This is a genomic window from Ruegeria sp. BHSC223 (genome assembly GCF_059613025.1).
In genome coordinates, this window is record NZ_JBXWRR010000010.1 from 92,611 (window position 1) to 112,799 (window position 20,189).

General features: G+C 63.8%; 19 protein-coding genes. 5 read left to right on the forward strand and 14 right to left on the reverse strand.

Annotation, left to right across the window (positions count from 1 at the left end; translation table 11 throughout):
* Positions 1–39 precede the first annotated feature (39 nt).
* From lysM to AC2FNY_RS15280, 3 genes are all read left to right on the forward strand, one after another.
* Positions 40–468, forward strand: coding sequence for a peptidoglycan-binding protein LysM (gene lysM / locus AC2FNY_RS15270; protein WP_496802975.1), 429 nt, complete (start codon positions 40–42; stop codon positions 466–468).
* Positions 469–697: 229 nt separating this feature from the next.
* The gene (locus AC2FNY_RS15275; RefSeq protein ID WP_234144733.1) at positions 698–2,587 is read left to right on the forward strand and encodes an acyl-CoA synthetase; all 1,890 of its coding nucleotides are present in this window, start codon (positions 698–700) and stop codon (positions 2,585–2,587) included.
* A complete protein-coding gene (locus AC2FNY_RS15280; protein WP_496802976.1) occupies positions 2,575–3,528 on the forward strand; it encodes an alpha/beta hydrolase in 954 nt (317 codons plus the stop codon). The genes AC2FNY_RS15275 and AC2FNY_RS15280 overlap by 13 nt, the downstream gene beginning before the upstream one ends.
* Before the next feature lie 13 nt (positions 3,529–3,541).
* Here AC2FNY_RS15280 and AC2FNY_RS15285 read toward each other — a convergent pair whose 3' ends face one another.
* Positions 3,542–4,102: a DUF4453 domain-containing protein gene (locus AC2FNY_RS15285; RefSeq protein ID WP_496802977.1), complete on the reverse strand. Its 561-nt coding sequence runs from the start codon at positions 4,100–4,102 to the stop codon at positions 3,542–3,544.
* Positions 4,103–4,160: 58 nt separating this feature from the next.
* Positions 4,161–4,997 carry an alkaline phosphatase family protein gene (locus tag AC2FNY_RS15290; protein WP_496802978.1) on the reverse strand — a complete coding sequence of 279 codons (837 nt, stop codon included), beginning with the start codon at positions 4,995–4,997 and terminating at the stop codon, positions 4,161–4,163.
* A 255-nt stretch (positions 4,998–5,252) separates the two neighbouring features.
* On the opposite strand from AC2FNY_RS15290, the gene AC2FNY_RS15295 reads away from it, so the two are divergent.
* Positions 5,253–6,461 (forward strand): hypothetical protein, encoded by a 1,209-nt coding sequence (locus tag AC2FNY_RS15295; RefSeq protein ID WP_496802979.1) that lies wholly within the window; start codon positions 5,253–5,255, stop codon positions 6,459–6,461.
* A gap of 45 nt (positions 6,462–6,506) precedes the next feature.
* Here AC2FNY_RS15295 and AC2FNY_RS15300 read toward each other — a convergent pair whose 3' ends face one another.
* The 8 genes from AC2FNY_RS15300 to AC2FNY_RS15335 all read right to left on the reverse strand — a co-directional run bounded on the left by AC2FNY_RS15300 (position 6,507) and on the right by AC2FNY_RS15335 (position 15,901).
* Positions 6,507–8,144, reverse strand: coding sequence for an ABC transporter ATP-binding protein (locus AC2FNY_RS15300; RefSeq protein ID WP_496802980.1), 1,638 nt, complete (start codon positions 8,142–8,144; stop codon positions 6,507–6,509).
* Complete coding sequence (locus tag AC2FNY_RS15305; protein ID WP_234139687.1) at positions 8,141–8,956, reverse strand: ABC transporter permease; 816 nt, start codon at positions 8,954–8,956, stop codon at positions 8,141–8,143. The genes AC2FNY_RS15300 and AC2FNY_RS15305 overlap by 4 nt, the downstream gene beginning before the upstream one ends.
* Positions 8,953–9,909, reverse strand: a complete 957-nt coding sequence (locus AC2FNY_RS15310) for an ABC transporter permease (protein WP_234139688.1) — start codon at positions 9,907–9,909, stop codon at positions 8,953–8,955. Before AC2FNY_RS15310 ends, AC2FNY_RS15305 begins: the two co-directional genes overlap by 4 nt.
* Positions 9,910–9,928: 19 nt before the next feature.
* Positions 9,929–11,512 (reverse strand): ABC transporter substrate-binding protein, encoded by a 1,584-nt coding sequence (locus AC2FNY_RS15315; protein ID WP_234165948.1) that lies wholly within the window; start codon positions 11,510–11,512, stop codon positions 9,929–9,931.
* Between the two features lie 125 nt (positions 11,513–11,637).
* Complete coding sequence (locus AC2FNY_RS15320) at positions 11,638–13,632, reverse strand: CocE/NonD family hydrolase (protein ID WP_496802981.1); 1,995 nt, start codon at positions 13,630–13,632, stop codon at positions 11,638–11,640.
* Positions 13,633–13,682: 50 nt separating this feature from the next.
* Positions 13,683–14,789, reverse strand: a complete 1,107-nt coding sequence (locus tag AC2FNY_RS15325) for a glycerate kinase type-2 family protein (protein ID WP_496802982.1) — start codon at positions 14,787–14,789, stop codon at positions 13,683–13,685.
* The gene (gene dtd, locus AC2FNY_RS15330) at positions 14,786–15,223 is read right to left on the reverse strand and encodes a D-aminoacyl-tRNA deacylase (RefSeq protein WP_234139692.1); all 438 of its coding nucleotides are present in this window, start codon (positions 15,221–15,223) and stop codon (positions 14,786–14,788) included. The genes AC2FNY_RS15325 and dtd overlap by 4 nt, the downstream gene beginning before the upstream one ends.
* Positions 15,224–15,232: 9 nt before the next feature.
* Positions 15,233–15,901 carry a nitroreductase gene (locus tag AC2FNY_RS15335; RefSeq protein WP_234165951.1) on the reverse strand — a complete coding sequence of 223 codons (669 nt, stop codon included), beginning with the start codon at positions 15,899–15,901 and terminating at the stop codon, positions 15,233–15,235.
* Between the two features lie 140 nt (positions 15,902–16,041).
* Here AC2FNY_RS15335 and AC2FNY_RS15340 point away from each other — a divergent pair, with 140 nt between their 5' ends.
* Positions 16,042–16,461, forward strand: a complete 420-nt coding sequence (locus AC2FNY_RS15340) for an Hsp20/alpha crystallin family protein (RefSeq protein WP_234139694.1) — start codon at positions 16,042–16,044, stop codon at positions 16,459–16,461.
* Positions 16,462–16,578: 117 nt separating this feature from the next.
* On the opposite strand, the gene AC2FNY_RS15345 is transcribed toward AC2FNY_RS15340, so the two are convergent.
* From AC2FNY_RS15345 to AC2FNY_RS15360, 4 genes are all read right to left on the reverse strand, one after another.
* Positions 16,579–17,706: a TFIIB-type zinc finger domain-containing protein gene (locus AC2FNY_RS15345; protein WP_496802983.1), complete on the reverse strand. Its 1,128-nt coding sequence runs from the start codon at positions 17,704–17,706 to the stop codon at positions 16,579–16,581.
* A 3-nt stretch (positions 17,707–17,709) separates the two neighbouring features.
* The gene (locus tag AC2FNY_RS15350; protein ID WP_496802984.1) at positions 17,710–18,198 is read right to left on the reverse strand and encodes a cytochrome b; all 489 of its coding nucleotides are present in this window, start codon (positions 18,196–18,198) and stop codon (positions 17,710–17,712) included.
* A 63-nt stretch (positions 18,199–18,261) separates the two neighbouring features.
* Positions 18,262–19,380 carry an SPFH domain-containing protein gene (locus tag AC2FNY_RS15355; protein ID WP_234165953.1) on the reverse strand — a complete coding sequence of 373 codons (1,119 nt, stop codon included), beginning with the start codon at positions 19,378–19,380 and terminating at the stop codon, positions 18,262–18,264.
* Between the two features lie 27 nt (positions 19,381–19,407).
* Positions 19,408–20,189 (reverse strand): DUF2927 domain-containing protein (locus AC2FNY_RS15360; protein ID WP_496802985.1); only part of this gene is annotated, 782 nt, incomplete at its 5' end.

Sequence of the window (20,189 nt, forward strand, 5' to 3'; positions counted from 1 at the left end):
CGCATCCTCGGAGCCAAGTGGAACCGAGGGAGAAACGGCATGGGTCTGTGGAGCTTTGTGAAGGATAGCGGCAAGAAGCTTTTTGGCGGCGGTGAGGAAGAGCCGCAGGCCGAAGCGCTGCAAAAGGAGATCGCGGAACTGGGCCTGGATGCAAGCGGTGTCGAGATCTCGGTCGAGGGCGATACGGTCAAACTGCAAGGCACAGCGGCCAGCGACGAGTTGAAAGAAAAGATCATCCTTGCGGTCGGCAATGTCGAAGGTGTCGGCGCCGTGGACGACCAGACCACCGGCGGCAGCGCCGAACCGGTGTTTCACACGGTTGCCAAGGGCGACACCCTGTGGGCGATTGCCGAAAAGACGCTGGGCAAGGGCAGCCGCTACAACGAGATTTTCGAGGCCAATCGCCCTATGCTGAGCCACCCCGACAAGATTTATCCCGGCCAGATGCTGCGAATTCCGCGGGTCTGACACCACTAAGTGGCTGGGGGGGAGAAGAGGCGGCCCATTGGGCCGCCTCTTTGCGTTTGGCTGCTTCAAGGTCGCGGGGCCGTAACGTCATCTCTTTTTCGCCGTTGCGTCACGGGCGCTTTCGCGGCGCCATCCGGTTATGCGCCAGCTTGCGCCGGGATGCGTTTCTTCGCATCTTGGGATCAAGGATGGAATGGCCCGGGAAACGGGCCCTTGGGGAGGATTGCTCATGCCGTTTGCCGGGCTCGAAGACCGCGCACGTGTCGAAAACGAAATGCCGTGGGAGGCGCGGGACGTTCCCGCCACGCTGCACAAGCTGCTGACGCGGACCGCGACACGGTTCCCGAACCACAACGCCATGAGCTATCAGCTGTTGTCGGGGCCGACCGACAAGGCCGAAACCCTGACCTGGTCGCAGCTTCTGTCCAAGGTCAACCAGGCCGCCAACCTGTTCCGCAGCCTTGGCATCGGCGAAAACGATGTGGTGGCCTATGTGCTGCCCAACACCAACGAGACGCTGATCACCATGCTGGCCGGTGCGGTGGCGGGCATCGTCAACCCGATCAACCCGCTGTTGGAGCCCGAGCAGATCGCGGCGATCCTGCGCGAAACCAACGCCAAGGTGGTGGTCACGCTGAAGCCTTTCCCCAAGACCGACATCGCGCAGAAGGTGGCCGAGGCGGTGCGCCACGCCCCGCATGTGACCACCGTGCTCGAGGTCGATCTGAACCGCTACCTGACACCGCCCAAATCCTGGATCGTGCCGCTGGTGCGGCCCAAGATGGCGGACAAGGAGCATCTGGCCCACGCCGATTACCTCAGCTTCAACCGCGAAATGCGCAAGCATCCGACCGAGCTGACATTCGCGGATTCCGCTGGCGACCGGGTGGCCTGCTATTTCCACACCGGCGGCACCACCGGCATGCCCAAGGTGGCGCAGCACAAATATTCCGGCATGATCTATAACGGCTGGCTGGGGCATACGCTTCTCTTTACCGAAGAGGACACCATCATGTGTCCGCTGCCGTTGTTTCACGTTTTTGCCTGCCATGTCATCGTGATGGCGGCGGTGGCCTCGGGCGCGCATGTGGTGTTCCCGACCCCGGCCGGTTATCGCGGCGACGGCGTGTTCGACAATTTCTGGAAGCTGATCGAACGCTGGAAGGTCTCGTTCATCATCACCGTGCCGACAGCAATCTCGGCCAAGATGCAGCGCCCGGTCGATGCGGATATCTCCAGCGTCAAGACCGCGTTTTCCGGCTCGGCGCCGCTGCCGGTCGAACTGTTCCGCCGCTTCGAAGAAGCGACCGGAGTCACCATCATCGAAGGCTACGGCCTGACCGAGGCCACCTGTCTGGTGTCCTGTAACCCGGTGGATGGCGAGAAAAAGATCGGCTCGATCGGCATTCCCTTCCCCTACACGGACGTCAAGATCATCAAGGGCACGCCCGATGGTCCCGTCGAATGCGCGGTGGACGAGATCGGCGAGATCTGCATCTCGAACCCGGGCGTCTATGCGGGTCACACCTATACCGAAGAGGACAAGAACAAGGATCTCTTCTACTACGGCACCCACCTGCGCACAGGCGATCTGGGCCGCTTCGACGCGGATGGCTATCTGTGGATCACCGGTCGGGCCAAGGATCTGATCATTCGTGGCGGTCACAATATCGACCCCGCCGAGATCGAAGAGGCGCTGCTGGGTCACCCGGCGGTGGCCTTTGCCGGGGCCATCGGCCAGCCCGACGCCCATGCCGGCGAGGTCCCTTGCGCCTTTGTCGAACTGGTCGAGGGCGGCAAGGTGACTGAGGCCGAGTTGATGGAATATTGCAAGGTGCATGTGCATGAACGCGCCGCCCATCCAAAGCATATGACCATCCTGCCGGAACTGCCCAAGACCGCCGTGGGCAAGGTGTTCAAGCCCGATCTGCGCAAGAACGCGATCACGCGTGTCTATAACGGTGCCTTGACCGAGGCGGGTTCGGCCGCGCGGGTGGTGTCGGTGATCGATGACAAGAAACGCGGGCTGGTGGCGCAGCTTGCGGCACATGGCGCGACCGAGGGCGAGGTGGCCAAGGTGCTGGGCGCCTATACCCGGCCCTGGGAATGGGCAGAGTGAGTGGCGAGGGACAGCCGGTAGATTATGACCGGCTGCTCGATGCCGAAACGTGGGCCTTTGTCCGGCGCACGGCTGAGAGCTACCCCGAGGATGCGGTCTCGCTGAGTATCGAGGGTCAGCGTCAGGTCTATGACGCCATGTGCCGCGCCTTTCATGCGGGTCGTCCCGAGGGCGTGCAGGCCGAGGATCGTGATGCCAACGGCGTTCCGGTGCGGCTCTACTGGGCGGGACAGCCCACGCGCACCGTGGTCTATGCTCATGGTGGTGGCTTTGTGCTGGGCGGGCTCGACAGTCACGACGATGTCTGCGCCGAGATTTGCGCCCGCACCGGCTATCGCGTCGTGGCGGTCGATTACCGGCTTTGCCCGGAGCACCGCCATCCGGCGCAGCTGGATGATTGTCTGGTGGCTGTGGGATGGGCCGAGACCGAGTTCGGCGATCCCATCGTGCTGGCGGGCGACAGCGCCGGTGGCAATCTGATGGCTGCCGTGACGCATCGCCTGCGTGGGGAGCGCCGCGAGATTTGGGGGCAGGTGCTGATCTATCCGCTGCTGTCGGCCCGGCCCGAGGCGCCCTCGTACCGCGAACATGCCGAGGCGCCGATGCTGAGCACGGCGGATGTGGCCTTTTACCAGTCGGTCCGTTTCGATGGGCCAGTGCCCCAGGGCGATCCCGGCTGGGCACCGCTGTCGGACAGCGATTTCGCAGGCCTGCCACCCACCGTGGCGGTGACCGCCGATTGCGACCCGCTGCGCGATGACGGGCGCGACTATTGCGCCGCCATCACCGCTGCCGGTGGCCGCGCCGCCTGGATCAACGAAGAGGGGCTGGTGCATGGCTATCTGCGGGCGCGCTCCAGTGTCACCCGCGCCGCCGACAGTTTCGAGCGGATCACCCTGGCGATTGAGGCACTGGGGCAGGGGCTTTGGCCCTACGATTGAGGGGGGTGCGGGCTCAACCCGCGAAATCCCGGCACTGCTCGGGGATCGACAGGTCGAACCAGCCACCGCTCTTGATTTGCCAATCGGCGCTATGAGTGGTGACATAGGTCCAGCCGCCAACCGGGATATGGGCGTAACCGACATAGTCTCCCGGCAGGACCTGCCCGATCTGGGCGGTGCCATGGCCCGGCCCGGCGCGCAACGCGATCACCGGTCCCAGCCAGCCCAGACAGGCGCTTTCGAACTCGTCCCGCACCGGCAGAACCCAGAGCTGCTGCCGCCAAAACACGTCATCCAGATCTAGCCATGGCTGCTCGGTGTTCACCCGGCAGCCATGGCTTTGCTCCAGCGCGCGGATCTGCGTGACCAGTCGCTGCTCGGCGGCGCCCAGGCTAACGGATTTTCCGGTGCAACCGCGATTGTCGAACACCGCTTGACCCAGCGTCGAGCCGAAACAATACCCGGCCCGGTCCATGATCAGGTTGCGAGTGAACCACAGGTCGTGACAGCCGTCATCGGCCAGGGCGGGCAGGGGCAAGAGCAGGGCAAAGAGCAGGGACAGCAGGCGGCGCATCGTAAATTCTCCGGTGACTATGCGGTTGATCGAAACACCGCCAGCCTGACACGCCCGGCTATTTCAGGAAAGACCCTGCCTTCATCGTTTCGGCAACCGGCGCGCCCAGACGGCTGAGGATGGTGGGCGCAAGTTGCAGCTGATCGATCACGGTATCGGCGTCGGGCCCTTCGGCATCGCCAAAGTAGTAGAGCGCGGTTTCCTGCTGCAACGGGTGGCGCCCGCCGTGATGGCCACGCTCGTCCTGGCCATGATCGGCGGTGACGATCACGTCATAGCCCAGCTGCCGCCAGCGCGGGATGAAGGGGGCCAGCATCTCGTCCATCACGAAACAGGCGTGATCCATCTCGGTACAGTCGTGGTGAAACCGGTGTCCCATGCTGTCCAGCGTGCAGGTGTGCAGGACGCCATAGGTCAGCCCGAAACGCAGGCACAGATTGGTGAGGGTCGCGAACAGGTCCACATCCGAGGGCGTCATCTGGTTGTCATGACCGTAACCGGTCATCGTATGGAACCGGCCATGGTTGATCGTGGCGCTGTCGGGCTCGTCATATTCGATGTCGCGCACATAATCGAACGGGTGGCGGTTGAAGAATTGCGACCAGAAACTGTGGGTGACCGCGCCGGTCACACCGCCGCCCGCGCGGACCTGGCTGAAGATATCCTTGTGTTCCAGCCGGAACACGTTGCCGTTGCCGGTGCAGCCGTGTTCCTGCGGGCTGACCCCGGTATGGATAGAGGCATAGCAACTGGCCGAGATCGAGGGCAGCACGGCGCGCAGCTTCCACATCCGTGCCTCGCCACTGTCCACCCAGCCTTCGAGATTGCCGAACAAACGCCGGAAGTTCCGAAAAGGGACGCCATCGAGGATGATGAGAAGAAGCTTGCGGTCCATGTGCGATTCCCTTTCTGCGCTCCGGCCGTATCCAATGCTATCCCTCGCCCCGGATCCAGCCCTGTCTGACCGCGACCGGAAACGGTGCATCGGCGTCACACTTGCGGGTTGTTTCCGGACGGATGGACATATCCGTTGGCTTGGTAACGAGTTCGTGATACCCAAACATTGGGGTCTGTATTTTCTGTTGTGTTCAAAATGGGGGTCCAAGTGCCTGTCAGACATGTCGCGGCGATTTCAGCCGTTTGTTTTTCAATGGTTTTTTCCACAGCTTCCGCTCACGCGCAGGGTTGGGATGGCCGCTATGACATCGTGCCGGAGGCAGTGTCCACCGATGCGGATTATTCCGCACGGATGTTCGACCGTCAGGACAATGTGACCAACAAGACGGTGCTGGCGCTGCGCGCCCGGCAAAGCGGTGCGTTGCAGGATTACCGCCTGTATCTGGGCGGTCGTTTCCTGGGCAGCGTCATCCATGAAAGCACCAATACAGCGGGCAAGTTCCCGATCCTGTCGCGCCTGCCGCCCACCCATACGCTGGGCACCTCGGACACCTATGGCGTGGTGAACGAGGCCTCGCTGAACGCGACGCTGACCCTGCCCTGGGTCACCGCCTTTGTGCAGGGCGAGTATACCGAGGTTGAATATCCCGGACAGGACGCGACGCAGCTGCGCAAGTACTGGATCGCGCTGGGCGACCTGAACCAGAGCCCGTTCTATCTGGCAGTTGGGCGCAAGACGGTGAATTTCGGAAATTTCGCCAGCTATGCGCCGTTTACCCATACCCACAGCAGCCACTATTTCTGGGCGCAGAGCGACGATCCCCTGATCGAGCTGGGATATGTCACCGACCGCACCGAACTGGCGCTGTCGCTGCTGCCGGCCCATCGCGGGTTGCGGGTGGTCAGCAGCCGCAAGAACAATGGCGATTACGAGAATTTCGCGGTCAATGCCTCGCACCGCGTCGATCTGGGTGGAGACATGTCGCTGAGACTGGGGGCGGGGTACCTGCGCGGTACCATCTATGACAGCACCATCGCGCATCACCCGCCCGGCACCGGCATCAACCGGAGCTGGAACGGCGCCTATAACGTGAATGCCACGCTGAGCGGCAGCAATTTCGACCTGATGGCGGAATTCACCCAGACCGAAGAGGTCTGGCCCGCCACCGGTCACAGCGTCAACGCCACCACGGTACAGGGGCGTTATCGGGCGAGCCTGCTGGGCAAGCCGGTGACCTATTCCCTGGCTGCCAGCCGTGGCATCCAGGGCGCCAAGGGTACCGCCTGGCGCAAGATGGATCAGGTGATCCTGGGGATGGAGATGGCGTTGAACCCGCATCTGACGATCGGCGCGGAATACATGTTCAACGACGGGTTCGTGCCGTTGATCATGCCCACCGTCACCGCGGTGAACGGGGTGCGCTCGCACACGGTCATCGGCGGGATCAAGCTGACCTTCTGAACGGCGCGTTCCCTCTCCGCCGCACGGGCGGAGAGGGAGAGGGCCTCAGTTGCCGGCGCTTTCCATCTTGCGATGGGCGACCACCTCTTCCAGCCAGCCGAGGCGCATCTCGGGCACCGAGCTGAGCAAGAGGTCGGTATAGTCGTCGAACGGCGGGCTCAGCACCTGGCTCTTGGGTCCGTAGCGGACCACCCGACCCTGATACATTACCGCGATGGAATCCGAGATCGCCCGCACCGTTGCCAGATCGTGGGTGATGAACAGATAGGCCACGTCCTCGATCTTTTGCAGGTCGAGCAGCAGCTTCAGGATGCCGTCGGCCACCAGCGGGTCAAGCGCGCTGGTCACCTCGTCACAGATGATCATCCGGGGTTTGGCCGCCAGCGAGCGGGCGATGCAGACACGCTGTTTCTGACCGCCCGAGAGTTCCGCCGGATAGCGGTCGATGAACGTCTCGCCCATCTCGATCTCGTCCAGCAACTCAATGATGCGCTTGCGCTTTTCGGCGCCGCGCAGGCCGAAATAGAACTCCAGCGGCCGGCCGATGATGGTGCCCACGGTCTGGCGCGGGTTCATCGCGGTGTCGGCCATCTGATAGATCATCTGCAACTCGCGCAGGTCCTCGCGCGAACGCCCGGCCAGATCGCGGCTCAGCTTGCGCCCGGCAAAGTCGATCTCGCCCTCGCGCGGGGGCAACAGGCCGGTGATCACCCGCGCCAGCGTCGACTTGCCCGAGCCGCTTTCCCCCACCACGGCCAGGGTCTGGCCCGGATGCAGGTCGACGGTGACGTCATGCAGCACGTCAAAGGCCAGCCCCTTGTAGCGCGCCGAGATGCCCTTGACCGACAGCACCGGGTCGGGCGTGGGCTGTTTCTCCTCATGCTCGATCGAGCGGACCGAGACCAGCGCCTGCGTATACTCTTGCTGCGGGCGGTTGATGATCTGGTCGGTCTCGCCGTACTCGACCATGTCGCCCATCCGCAGCACCATGATGTCGTCGCTGACCTGCGCCACCACCGCCAGATCATGGGTGATGTAGAGCGCGGCAACGCCGGTATCCTGGATCGCCTCCTTGATGGCCATCAGAACGTCGATCTGGGTGGTCACGTCCAGCGCGGTGGTGGGCTCGTCGAACACCACCAGATCAGGCTCGGGGCACAGCGCCAGCGCCGTCATGCAGCGCTGCAACTGCCCGCCCGAGACCTGGTGCGGATAGCGCTCGCCGATATTGTCGGGATCGGGCAGGCCCAGCTTGGCAAACAGGGTGCGCGCGCGCGCCTCGGCCTCTTTCTTGGTGAACTTGTTCTGTTCCACCGCCGCCTCGATCACCTGTTCCATGATCTTCTTGGCCGGGTTGAACGAGGCCGCCGCCGACTGGCTGACATAGGTGACCTCGCCGCCGCGCAGGCCGCGCACATCCTTGATCGAAGTCTTGAGAATGTCGCGCCCGTTGACCCAGACCTCGCCGCCGGTGATTTTCACACCGCCGCGGCCATAGGCCATCGAGGCCAGCCCGATGGTCGATTTACCGGCCCCGGATTCCCCGATCAGCCCCAGCACCTTGCCGCGCTCGAGGTCGAAATCGACCCCGTGCACGATTTCGATGTCATGCGGCTTTTCGCCCGGCGGATAGACGGTTGCGCCGATCTTGAGGCCACGGACCTTGAGAAGCGGTTCGCTCATCCCCGGCCTCCTTTCAGCGATGTGGTGCGGTTCAGCACCCAGTCGGCCACCAGGTTGACCGAGATGGCCAGGGTGGCGATGGCCACGGCCGGGTAAAGCGCCGCGCCGATGCCATAGACGATGCCATCCTTGTTTTCCTTCACGATGCCGCCCCAATCGGCCAGTGGCGGTTGCACGCCCAGACCCAGGAACGACAGGGTCGAGATGAAGAGCACCATGAAGATGAAGCGCAGGCCAAGCTCGGCCACCAGCGGTGACAGGGCGTTGGGCAGGATCTCGCGAAAGATGACCCAGACGCGGCCCTCGCCGCGCAGCTTGGCGGCCTCGACATAGTCCATCACGTTGATATCGACCGCCACGGCGCGGGCCAGGCGATAGACACGTGTGGCGTCGAGAAAGCCCATAACCAGGATCAGCACGGGAATGGTCACCGGCACCATGGCCAGCACCACCAGCGCGGTGATCAGCGAGGGGATCGACATGATCAGGTCCACCGTGCGCGACATCACCTGATCGGCCCAGCCGCCCAGCACGGCGGCCAGAAAGCCCAGGATCGACCCGGTGGTGAAGCTGAGGATGGTGGCCATGGTGGCGACAAAGATGGTGGTGCGCCCGCCATAGATCATCCGGCTCAGCAGGTCGCGCCCGATATTGTCGGTGCCCAGCAGGTATTCGCTGCTCGACGGCTCCCACACATCACCAACGACTTCGGCCATGCCATAGGGGGCCAGCAGCGGCGCAAAGATGGCCGCGATGAAATACATTGCCGTCAGGACCAGGCCGATGGCAGCGGAAATTGGAATGTTCTTCATTTCGGATGCCTCAGTCTGGGGTTGGCCAGAATGGCAACGATATCGGCGACCATGTTCAGCCCGATATAGATCGCGGCAAAGATGACCCCGCAGGCCAGCACCACCGGCACGTCACGCTTGGTCACGTGATCGACCAGATACTGCCCCATGCCGGGATAGACGAACACCACCTCGACCACCACGACGCCCACCACCAGATAGGCAAGGTTCAGCATCACCACGTTGACGATCGGCGCGATCGCGTTGGGAAAGGCGTGGCGATAGATGATCTTGAAGTTGGTCAGCCCCTTCAGCTCGGCAGTCTCGATATAGGCCGATTGCATCACGTTCAGGATGGCGGCGCGGGTCATCCGCATCATATGCGCCAGAACCACCATGGTCAGCACGATCACCGGCAGGGCGATGGCGTTCAGCTTCTGCCCCAGGCTCATGCTGTCATTGATCATCGCCAGCGGCGAGAACATGCCCAGCTTCACCGCGATGAAATAGACCAGAACGTAACCGATCAGGAATTCGGGGATGGAAATGGTGGTCAGCGTCACCGCCGAAATCACCTTGTCGGGCCAGCGGTTGCGATAGCGCACGGCCAGCAGACCCAGGAAGATCGCCAGCGGCACCGACACGATGGCGGCCCAGAAGGCGAGGAATAGCGTGTTGCCCAGACGGCTGCCGACCGATTCGGCAATGTCGAGCTTGTTGGTCAGCGATTTGCCCAGATCACCTTGCAGAATGCCGCCCAGCCATTCGAAGTAGCGCGTCAGCGCAGGACGGTCGAGGCCCATTTCCTCGCGCAGGTTCGCCAGGGACTCGGGGGTTGCGGACTGTCCCAGGACGGCTTGCGCGGCGTCTCCGGGAAGGGCTTCGGTCAGGCCGAAAATCAGGGCCGAAGCGCCAAAGAGGAGCATGAGTCCCAGCGCAAGGCGCTGGGACACAAGTTTCACGACGGGGTGCATGTTTGCGTGTCCCGGTGGCTCACGAGAACCACAGTTTGCGGGTCACCTGACCGTTCATCAGCTCGCCGTTCGGGTCGGTTTCCCAGCCCGACAGGGTGTTGCTGACCGCGTCGACGAAATCGTTGAACATCGGGCAGATCAGGCCGCCCTCATCCCGCAGCAGCATGCCCATCTTCGAGTAGATTTCCTTGCGCTTGGCCGGATCCAGCTCGGAGCGGGCGGCCATCAGCATGGCGTCGAAATCGGCGTTCTTGAACTTGGTGTCGTTCCAGTCGGCGGTCGACAGATAGGCGGTCGCATACATCTGGTCCTGCACCGGACGGCCACCCCAATACGAGGCGCAGAAGGGCTGCACGTTCCAGACTTCGGACCAGTAGCCGTCATTGGGCTCGCGCTTGATTTCCAGCGGGATGCCGGCCTGCGCCGCCGTCTGCTGGAACAGCGCCGCCGCGTCCACGGCACCCGGGAAGGCGCCATCGGCGGTACGCAGGATGATGGGCGAGCCATCGTGACCCGACTTCTTGTAGTGCTCGGCCGCTTTTTCCAGGTCGAACTCTCGCTGCGGGATCGAGCTGTCGAACAGCGGATAGGCCGCGTTGATCGGCATGTCGTTGCCGACCGAACCATAGCCACGCAGGATTTTCTCGACCATCTCCTCGCGGTTGATAGCGTATTTCAGTGCCAGGCGCAGGTCCTTGTTGTCGAACGGCGCCTTGTCCACATGCATGATGAACACATAGTGTCCCCGGCCCGGGGTCGATTGCACGGTCAGGTTGGGCGCGCGGCTCAAGAGACCCGCGACTTTGGGTTCGACGCGGTTGATCATGTGCACCTGGCCCGACTGCAACGCAGCGGTCCGGGCGGTGGCATCGTTGATCACCAGGATCTCGACACCGTCGAAATGCGCATCATCGCCCCAGTAATTGGCGAATTTCTTGTAGGCATGGCGCACGCCGGGCTCGTTGACCTCGACCTGATAGGGGCCGGTGCCGATGCCCGCACCCGGATCGTCCATGCCGCCATCGGGCTGGATGATCAGGTGATAATCGGCCATCAGATAGGGCAGGTCGGCGTTGGCATCGGTCAGCGTGACCGAGAAATACTCGCCATCGGCCTTCATCGACTCGATGCCCTTCATGATGCCAAGGGCACCCGATTTCGAATCCTCGTTGGAGTGGCGCTGCATGGTTTTCAGCACGTCTTCCGAGGTCATGGTCTTGCCGTTGTGGAATTCCACGCCCTGACGCAGCTTGAAGGTCCAGGTCTTGGCGTCGGCGCTGGCCTCGACGCTTTCGGCCAGACGATGCTCGATCGAGCCGTCTGCGGCCACTTCGACCAGCGTATCGCCGAACTGGCGGCCGTTGTGGTAGGGCACCTGGCTGGCATAGGTGGCGGGGTCGAGCGAGTTGGTCGATTCACCACCGACCGAGCCGATCTTGACCACGCCGCCCTTTTTCGGGTCGGCGGCCTGTGCCGCCTGCGCAAAGATCGAGCTGGCCACGGCGGCCGACACGCCCAATGCGGCGGCCTTGCCCATGAATTCGCGGCGGGTCATCTTGCCGGCGGTGACCCGGCCGGCCATGTGTTCGAGTTGTTCGTTCATGGATTTCTCCCCTGTTGAGTGGTCGCGCGTTTTGGCTGCGCGGTTTTTGTTGACTGACGAATCAAGGTTTGCGTATTTCGCCCTTTCGGGCAAGCGGGAATGTCGGGCGGTGGTCTCTCCTGCACTCAGAGCATGTTGCGTCGGATTTTGCTGGCCTTGACGTTTTCGTATATCAATGTGTCGTTTTCATACGCCTCTATAGCGGCTTTGAGGTGGAAATGCTCGGCATCCGACCACATTTCACACCGGGTTTCGGTGCGCAAAGAAAGATCGCCACGCCCGGTTTCCGCCGTCCAGTGGCAGCAGCCCCGTGCCGAAAGCGGATCGTCGGGGTGAATCACCCATTCCTCGCGCGCGATGGTGCCAGAGCGCGCGCCATGCTCCATGTCCTCGACCAACCCGGCGTCGTCGATAATGCTCAGCCGAACATGGCCGGTGGCCTTGTCGATCTCGGTGCGTCGAATGTTCGACTCCTCGCGGAGGGTGCGTATCTTCCAGGGCGGATCTGCATCTTCGGGCGGAAAGACCCATTCGTCCGTCTCGCTTGCCGGCCGCTGCGGCAGGTCGATGGCAGCCTCGTGCAGAAACAGGCAGGTGCGCTCTGGCGAGGGCCAGATCATCGGCCAGTATGACGACGAGATTGCCACCCTGAGGTGGTGCCCGGCGGGAACGCGATATCCGATATGATCCAGGTCGAAGGCGATGTCATAGATCCGCCCTGGCTCCAGCGCCTGCGGTGCCGCATGGCTGTTGCGATGGGTCAGGTTCAGCACGCCCCATGTGATCCGGGCCGAGGTGCCATCGGGCAGCACATGGTTCAGCCGCACCGCGATCTGCGCCTGCGGTTTGTCCGCGCTCAGCCGCAGCCGGAGGCGCGGGGCGCCGACGATATCCATGCGCTGGGGCAGGGGAGCGCTGTCAAACGTGACCGACAGCGCATCGTCCAGCCGCTGGTCGCCAGGCAACTCCGGCCCGGCCCAGAACGACCCGTATTCGCCGCAATCCATGCCCGCGTGCAAGGGGGTGCTGACCTGCGCGGTCAGCGGTCCTTTGGGTCCCAGCCCGTCATCACTCAGATGCAGGGTTTCCATCGGGAAGTGGCGGGTCGAGCCCGTCTGTTCCGCGATCCAACGTCCGGGACGGAACAGGCTCTTGGTCTCGGGCGCAATGCCGTCCATCACATAGGCGCGGTAATCGGGCTCATCCTCGACGCCGTTCTCTATGCCCTTCAGCCAGCGATCCCACCAGCGCAGCGCCTCTTGCAAGAACCCGATCCGGGGTCCGGGAATGGCGAAATGCGGGTATTTGTGAATCCATGGCCCGTTGATGCCCTTGACCACCGTTTGCAGGTTGTCGACCAGATGAGGCACCGTGTTCATGTAACTGTCGCCCCAGCCGCTGATGGCCAGCGTGGGCGTTTTGACCGCGCCGAAATCCTCGCAGATCGAGCCATGTTGCCAATACTCGTCGCGTGTCTGGTGCCGCAACCAGGTCTCGGGCAGGAAGGGTTGCGCCCGCAGACGCTCCAGCCACATCTCGCGCCAGGCATCGCCCACCAGCGCCGGATCGGGCGGGCGGGACGAGAAACACCACATCGTGGCCCCCCAACCCAGATTTTCGTTGAGCAGGCACCCGCCCTTGAAATGGATATCGTCCGCATAGCGGTCGACGGTGGAACAGAGCGTAATGATCGCCTTCAACGGCTCGGGCTGCATGGCGGCAACCTGGAGCGAGTTGAACCCGCCCCAGCTGATCCCCATCATCCCAACGGCGCCGCTGCACCAGGGTTGCTTGGCCAGCCAGTGGATCACCTCGACGGCATCGTCCAGTTCCTGTTGGGTGTATTCATCCTCCATCAGCCCCTGGCTGTCGCCGTTACCGCGAATGTCGACGCGGATGCAGGCATAGCCGCGCTTGGCCATCCACGGATGGGTCAGCGCGTCGCGGGCGCAGGTGCCATCGCGCTTGCGATAGGGCAGGTATTCCAGGATCGCGGGCACCGGATCGTCACCCGCATCGACCGGGCGCCAGACCCGGGCCGACAGACGGGTACCGTCGGACAGGGTGATGCCCATATCGGCCAGTTCTTCGATCTCGCGCAGGGTGTTCTTTTGCGTCATGCGCAACTCTCTCAGGCGGTCGCCCGAAGGCGGGGTTGGATTGCGACGTTTCAGGTGCGAAGCGCGACCAGTAGGTCCATTACGTTTGTGCCGGTGGGTCCGGTGACCAATAGCGCCCCGACCCGTTCCAGCCAGTTGCCGCTATCGGCTGCGGTGAGCGCCTCGGCAGCGCCCTTGCCCCAGGTTTGGCCGGTGACGATGGCGCCCGCCGCATCGGTGGGACCATCGGTGCCATCCGTGCCGCCGACCACCACCACCAGTCCGGGGTCACCCGCGATCTCTCGGGCCAGGGCCAGGGCCAGCGCCTGATTGCGACCACCCCGACCCGGATTCGGCGGCAGGACCACGGTCGGCTCTCCGCCCAGCACCAGCACACCCCGCGGCATCGCCCGCAGCCGCGCCCCGATGCGGGGCACCAGCGCCGCCAGATCGTCATGCAACGTTTCCGCGTCGCCCAATACGTTCAGACCAAGCGCGCGCGCATGATCGCAGGCCGCCGCCCGTGCTACCGAATTCGAGGCGACGATGCGTGTGCTGGCGGCAAAACCGTACGCATCAGGCAGCGCCCCGATGCCCGAGCCGATCACCATCATGTCGTCGCCCGGCACATCCGAGATCGCCAGCACATCGGCGCGCTTGCCCTTGAAACCGGCCAGCAGTCCGCCGCCCTTGATCCGAGAAATCTGCCGCCTGCGGGCGTTCATCGCGGTGATGTCCAGCCCTTCGGCCAGCATCGCGCGGTTGAGCGCTGCCAGATCGTCCAGCGTCTTGCCCGTCACCAGGTCCTCGGCCAGCGAGGAGGCCCCGCCCGAGACCAGCAACAGCAGGTGACTGCCCTCGGTCATCGCCCCGACCGCCTGCCGCAGGGCGCGGCCCGCCATCAGGCTGCGGGCGTCGGGCACCGGATGCGCGGCCTCGATCAACTGGACAGAGGCGGGCAGCTCGGCGCCATGGCCGTCCTTGGTGACCACCAGACAGGGCAACGGTCCGAAGTGGTCGAACGCCGCGCGCGCCATGCTGGCGGCGGCCTTGCCCACCGCAAGGATCTGGTCGGGGCGGGGCAGGTCGTCCAGCGCGGCGCGGGTGGCGGCATAGCCGCCAACCGCATCGACCCCGGCCTGCCATATCGCCAATGCCTGCTCGCAGGCCCGTGTCATATGTCCATCCAGATGGTGACCGGCCCGTCATTCAGCAGTTCGACCTTCATGTCGGCGCCGAACCGGCCGGTTTCGACCGGCACTCCCTGTGCCGCCAGTTGCGCGGCAAAATACTCATAAAGCCGCTCGCCCTCGGCAGGAGGGGCGGCGCTGGAGAAACCCGGACGGTTGCCGCTGCGGGTATCGGCGGCCAGGGTGAACTGGCTGACCACCAGCGCCCCACCGCCGATATCCAGGACCGAGCGATTCATCTTGTTCGCCGCATCCTTGAAGATGCGGAGCTTGGCGATCTTGGCGGCCAACTGGTCGGCTTGCGCCTCGCCATCGCCCGCCATGGCGCAGATTAGCACCAGCAGGCCGGGCCCGGTCTGACCAACCACCGCACCGTCAACAGTGACCGAGGCATGAGAGACTCTCTGGATCAGGGCACGCATCGCGGCCCCTTATCCGCGCCAGTCGACGATTTCGTCGACTGCGGCGCGTTCGGTGCGAAAGCTGTTGGCCGGATGTTCGGTATCGGCATAGCCAAAGGAGATGGCACAGAGGATCAGCCGATCCTCGGGGATGTCGAAGTAGCGGTGCAGGAACGGCGCATAAGAGGCCACGGCGGCTTGCGGGATGGTCGCCACCCCCAGCGCTTGCGCGGCAAGGGTAAAGGCCGCGACAAAACCGCCACAATCCATCGCGCCATAGCCACCCAGCTCGGCCGGGCTGGAGATGATGGCGCAATGGGGTGCGTCAAACAGCGAGAAGTTCTTCATCATCTGTTCCGCCGATCCGGCGCGGTCGCCTTTTTCGACGCCCACCGCCTCATAAAGCGCCCAGCCACAGGTGCGGCGGCGATCCTGATAGACGCCGGAATAACCGGAGGGAAAGGCAAGGTCGGGTCCGGGTGTGCCGGTCATGGCCTCGTTCATCAGCGCGGCGCGAAAGGCATCGGTCTCGGTCCCGCTGGTCAGCGTCACCTGCCAGGGCTGCGCATTGCACCAGCTGGGTACACGGCAGGCGGCAGCGACGATCCGCTCGATTTCGGCGCGCGGCACCGGATCGGCGCGAAAGGCACGGCAGGAGTGGCGCGCGCTGAGCAGCGCTTCAAGCTCGGTCAGGGTCATCGGACAGGTCTCCTCTTGCCGGCACAATGGCCGGGAGCATTGGCGGACGCAAGCTGATCGGCGGGCAATTTGCGCCGGATCAAGGAGGCGCGACGGCGGCTGTGTCAGAATTGGGCCAAACCATCAAAGGAGGACCGACAATGGTTGAAAAATCAGATCACGCTGGCCTCTGGCCGTCGCTTTACGATCCGTTCCGCAATTTCGGTGCGCGGCTGGCGGATTGGCTCAGCCCCGCGACAGAGGCCTCGGGCAATGACAATGCCTATGACATCGCCATGGAGCTGCCGGGCGTGTCCGAGGACGATATCGAACTGTCTGTGGAGAACGGGGTCGTGACCATCCGGGGCGAGAAGCGCACCCATGAAGAGAAGAAGGGCGACACCTGGTATTTCTCGGAGCGGCAATACGGTGCGTTCCGACGCTCGTTCCGCCTTCCCGAGGATGCCGAAGGTGGCAAGGCCGAGGCAACGATGAAGGACGGGGTGCTGCATGTCCGCGTGCCCAAACGGGCCAAGGAGGCCCCGGCCGTGGCGCAGAAGATCGCGATCTCACGCGGTTGACCCTGTGGGTCCGGTCCGCGCGGTGCGCGCGGGCCGGACCTTGCGGTGCCGAAGATTTTTCGACGAAAAATCTTCGGCCTCCTGCGGGAATGTTTTCGGCAAGTGGAATGAGGGGCGTTACTGGTTGAGAGCCATCACGTAGCCGACCGCCACCGCGATCAGAAGACCGAGCGTCACGGCAATGACGATCTTGATCGCCGACCAGGGGCGTTCGCCCTGAACACGCCCGGTGCGCCCGTTGACCACGAACCGATAGGTGGCGCCGCGGTACTTGTAGGCGGCGAGCCATACCGGCAGCAGGATATGCTTGAAAGTCACGTCCGACACCGTGGTGTCGATGGCATGGATGCGTTGCTGGTCGCCGCCGATATCGAAACGCACGTCGCGTTCGATGACGCGGGCCATTTGCGCGCGCGCCTCTCCATGCGCCTCGGCGAGGTCGACGGTATATCCCTCGGCCCGGAACCCGGCCAGATATTCGGGCCGGTAGGGTTCGAGCGCGGCCAGATCCCAGGGTTCCAGCGCATCGGTGTGCGATTTTGGCAGCGAGCGCGAGGCGAGCACCAGAACGTCGTCGAAAAACCGCGCCACCCGGCCCGATTTCGGTGACCAGCGGATCTTGGGTACCTGTTCGGTCACGGTCTTGCCGTCGCGCACCATGGTGCGGGTCTCGTAATAGATGGTGCCGCGCTCGCCCCGATAGCTGGATTTGGTATCGGCGTCGAACGTCCAGTAAGGCACATAGATGCCCTGCATCCGGCGCCCCTTGCGGGCATAGTCGCGCAACCCGTTCGGTGCGAACCAGAGACGGCCCAGCCAGTCGATCATGGCTTGGTGGGCGCTGCGTTCATCCAGAGAGAAGGGCAGTACGCCGCGCGGTTTGATATGGCGATGAATGCCGGTATCGGTCACCACCGGTGTGGCGCAGAATGGGCATTCGGCGGCATGGGTGTCGGGATCGAACTCCACCTGCGCCGCGCAATTGGGGCAGGAGAGGACGCGGGTCTCCTCGATCTCGGCCTCGGGCAGGGCCTTTGCCATGGCGGCCTCGAAATCCAGCTCGCGCAGGCTGGCGCCCTTCCACGGGTTGCCACTCATGGGTTCGGTATGGCCGCAATGGTCGCAGACCAGCGTACCCGCGCCCGGATTGAACCGGTAGTCGGCGCCACATTGGGCGCAGGGAAAGCGGTGTTCCTGCACCGGTGCCGGGGCGGCACCGGGCGGTAGCGGGGGGAGATCGGTCATGCCTCAGCCCTGTGGTCTGGTGATCCGGGTCAAGCTTCCGTCCTTTTTGACATATTGATGCCAGATCGCAACCAACGCATGTGCTAGCGCCACCAGCATCAGGGCGCTTCCTACCGTCTCGTGCAGCTCGCCCACGGTTTCGGAATGGGCGTTCCAGGCCACCGCGCCCAAGGCCGGCGTCAGCACCATCAGCAGATAGAGCAGGCGGTGACCCCAGGTGGCGGCCATCTCCATCAATGGCGTCGAGCCGGGCAGCGGGCCTGGGGCGCCCAGCACGCGGCGTACCACGATACGGATCAGCACGAGGACAAAGACCGTGATGCCCAGCCAGACATGCGGCGTGTTGCCCTCGAACCCGGTGGCGCCGGACTTGATCCGGCTTTCCAGGGCGCGACCCATGTTCTCATGCGTGAGCCAGGCGGCAAGGATCAGGATCGCGATGACCCAGTGCAGCGCGATCTGAAGACGAGAGTAGGCGGCGCGTGAGGTCATTTCAGAAGCTCCTCTGACAAGTCATGCCCGGATGCAACGGACCAGCCGGTGATTTCCGTCGCTTCACGCTCCGGGCGGTGGTGGCGGCGGCGGCAGAACAGTGAAAAGCTGAGCCAGTTCGCGTACATCCTCGGCCCGTTTCCATCCGTCCTGGCCCGGTGTCCAGACATAGGTTTCACGGGTCAGAGTGCCTTCGGTTGCCATTCGGCCCATCTTGGCCTTGGAAAACGGGCCCGAGATCTGCCCGTCGACCGCGATGTGCCAGACGTGTTCGACAGGCGGCGGCGGGGGGGCAGCGGGCGCGGCCGCAGCGGGGGCAGCGCCCCAGGGGCCGGGCTGGGCCATCTGCTGGGCCATGGCCATGCCCATGCCGGCGCCAAGGCCGGCGGCCATCCCACCACCGGCAGGGTTGGAGGCGGCGGCCGTCATCGCCTCGGCCGCCGAATACTGGGTGAACTTGCCCAGATCGCCCGCCAGACCCATCGAGGTGCGCTTGTCGAGCGCGGCCTCGACCGCGGGTGGCAGGCTGATGTTCTCGATATAGAATTCGGGCATCTCCAGCCCGTATTCAGTAAGTGGCAGCGCCACCTGCGCCGCGATCAGCTTGCCCAGATCGGCGGTGTTGGCGGCCATGTCCAGGACCGGAATGCCCGAACCCGCGATCACCCGCGAAAATTCCTGCACGATGATGTTGCGGATCTGGAAGCTGATCTCGTCCATGGTGAATTCGCCATCGGTGCCGACGATCTCGGAGAGGAAGCGCGCCGGGTCGGTGACCCGAGCCGAATAGGTGCCAAAGGCGCGAATACGGGTCGGTCCGAACTCCGGGTCGCGCAGCATGATCGGGTTCTTGGTACCCCATTTGAGGTCGTTGAACCGGGTCGTGTTGACGAAATAGATCTCGGATTTGAACGGCGATTTGAACCCGTGGTCCCAATGGTTCAACGTGGTTAGGATCGGCATGTTGTTGGTTTCGAGCATGTAGAGCCCGGGCGTGAACACATCCGCCAATTGCCCCTCGTGGACAAACACCGCCGCTTGCCCCTCGCGTACCGTCAGCTTGGCGCCGTACTTGATCTCGTGGCCCTCGCGTTCGAACCGCCAGACCATCGTGTCGCGGGTGTCATCGGTCCAGTGGATGACGTCGATGAACTGGCCGGACAGGAAATCGAATATACCCATGTCGAGTGGTCCTTTCTCAAGTGGGGGTCAGAGCGACAGCCCCAGTTTCTCTCGCGCGATGATGCGGATCACCGGGCGGGCTTCTTCGGCGCTCATGCCCGGCGTCAGGCGCGGATCATAGAGCATGGACAAGAGTTTCTCGTCCTGATCGGTGAGCAGGGCAAATTCGTCATCGTCGTTGAAGATCGACGGGCGTGCCGCCGGGCTGTCATTGGCCAGCCCCAGACCCTGGGCCATCTCCTCGTGCACGCAGCTGAGCCGCACCAGGTCGGGATGTTCGGCCCGGATCAGCGCCACCGCCCGCATATAGCCATAAGGCCGGTCGGGTTCGGCGGCGGCGAAGACGAAACAATAGATATCGCGCGGCAGGTTCACGAACAGGTCAAGCTGTTGGTCGCGAATGCCTGGCACCAGATGCCGCAGACGCTCCTGCACGAAGGGGCCGTCATCCAGCCCGGCCACGAAGACGTGGAAATTAGCGCCGCGCGTCACCGCCGAGACCGGGTGCCCGGTCAGACGACCCAGCCGGGCGGCGTAGTTCTCGACCGCGCCCTTGTCCTTGGCGCGCTGGTCGAGCGGTACCGAGGGACCGAACTCGACCCCCACCTTCACCGGGCCGGGCCAGCGGCTGAGAAAGCCTTGCGACCGGCCGCCGGTAGGCAGACCGGCGCCGCTGTCATATTCGTTGAAGAAGGCGATGTTGATGAAGTTGCGCTCCAGATCCTCGGCATCATAGGGCGTGTCGGGGCCGCCCCCGTCGGTGCGCAACAGGCCGCGCGTCAGCAGGTCGTTCTGGACCGCCAAATAAT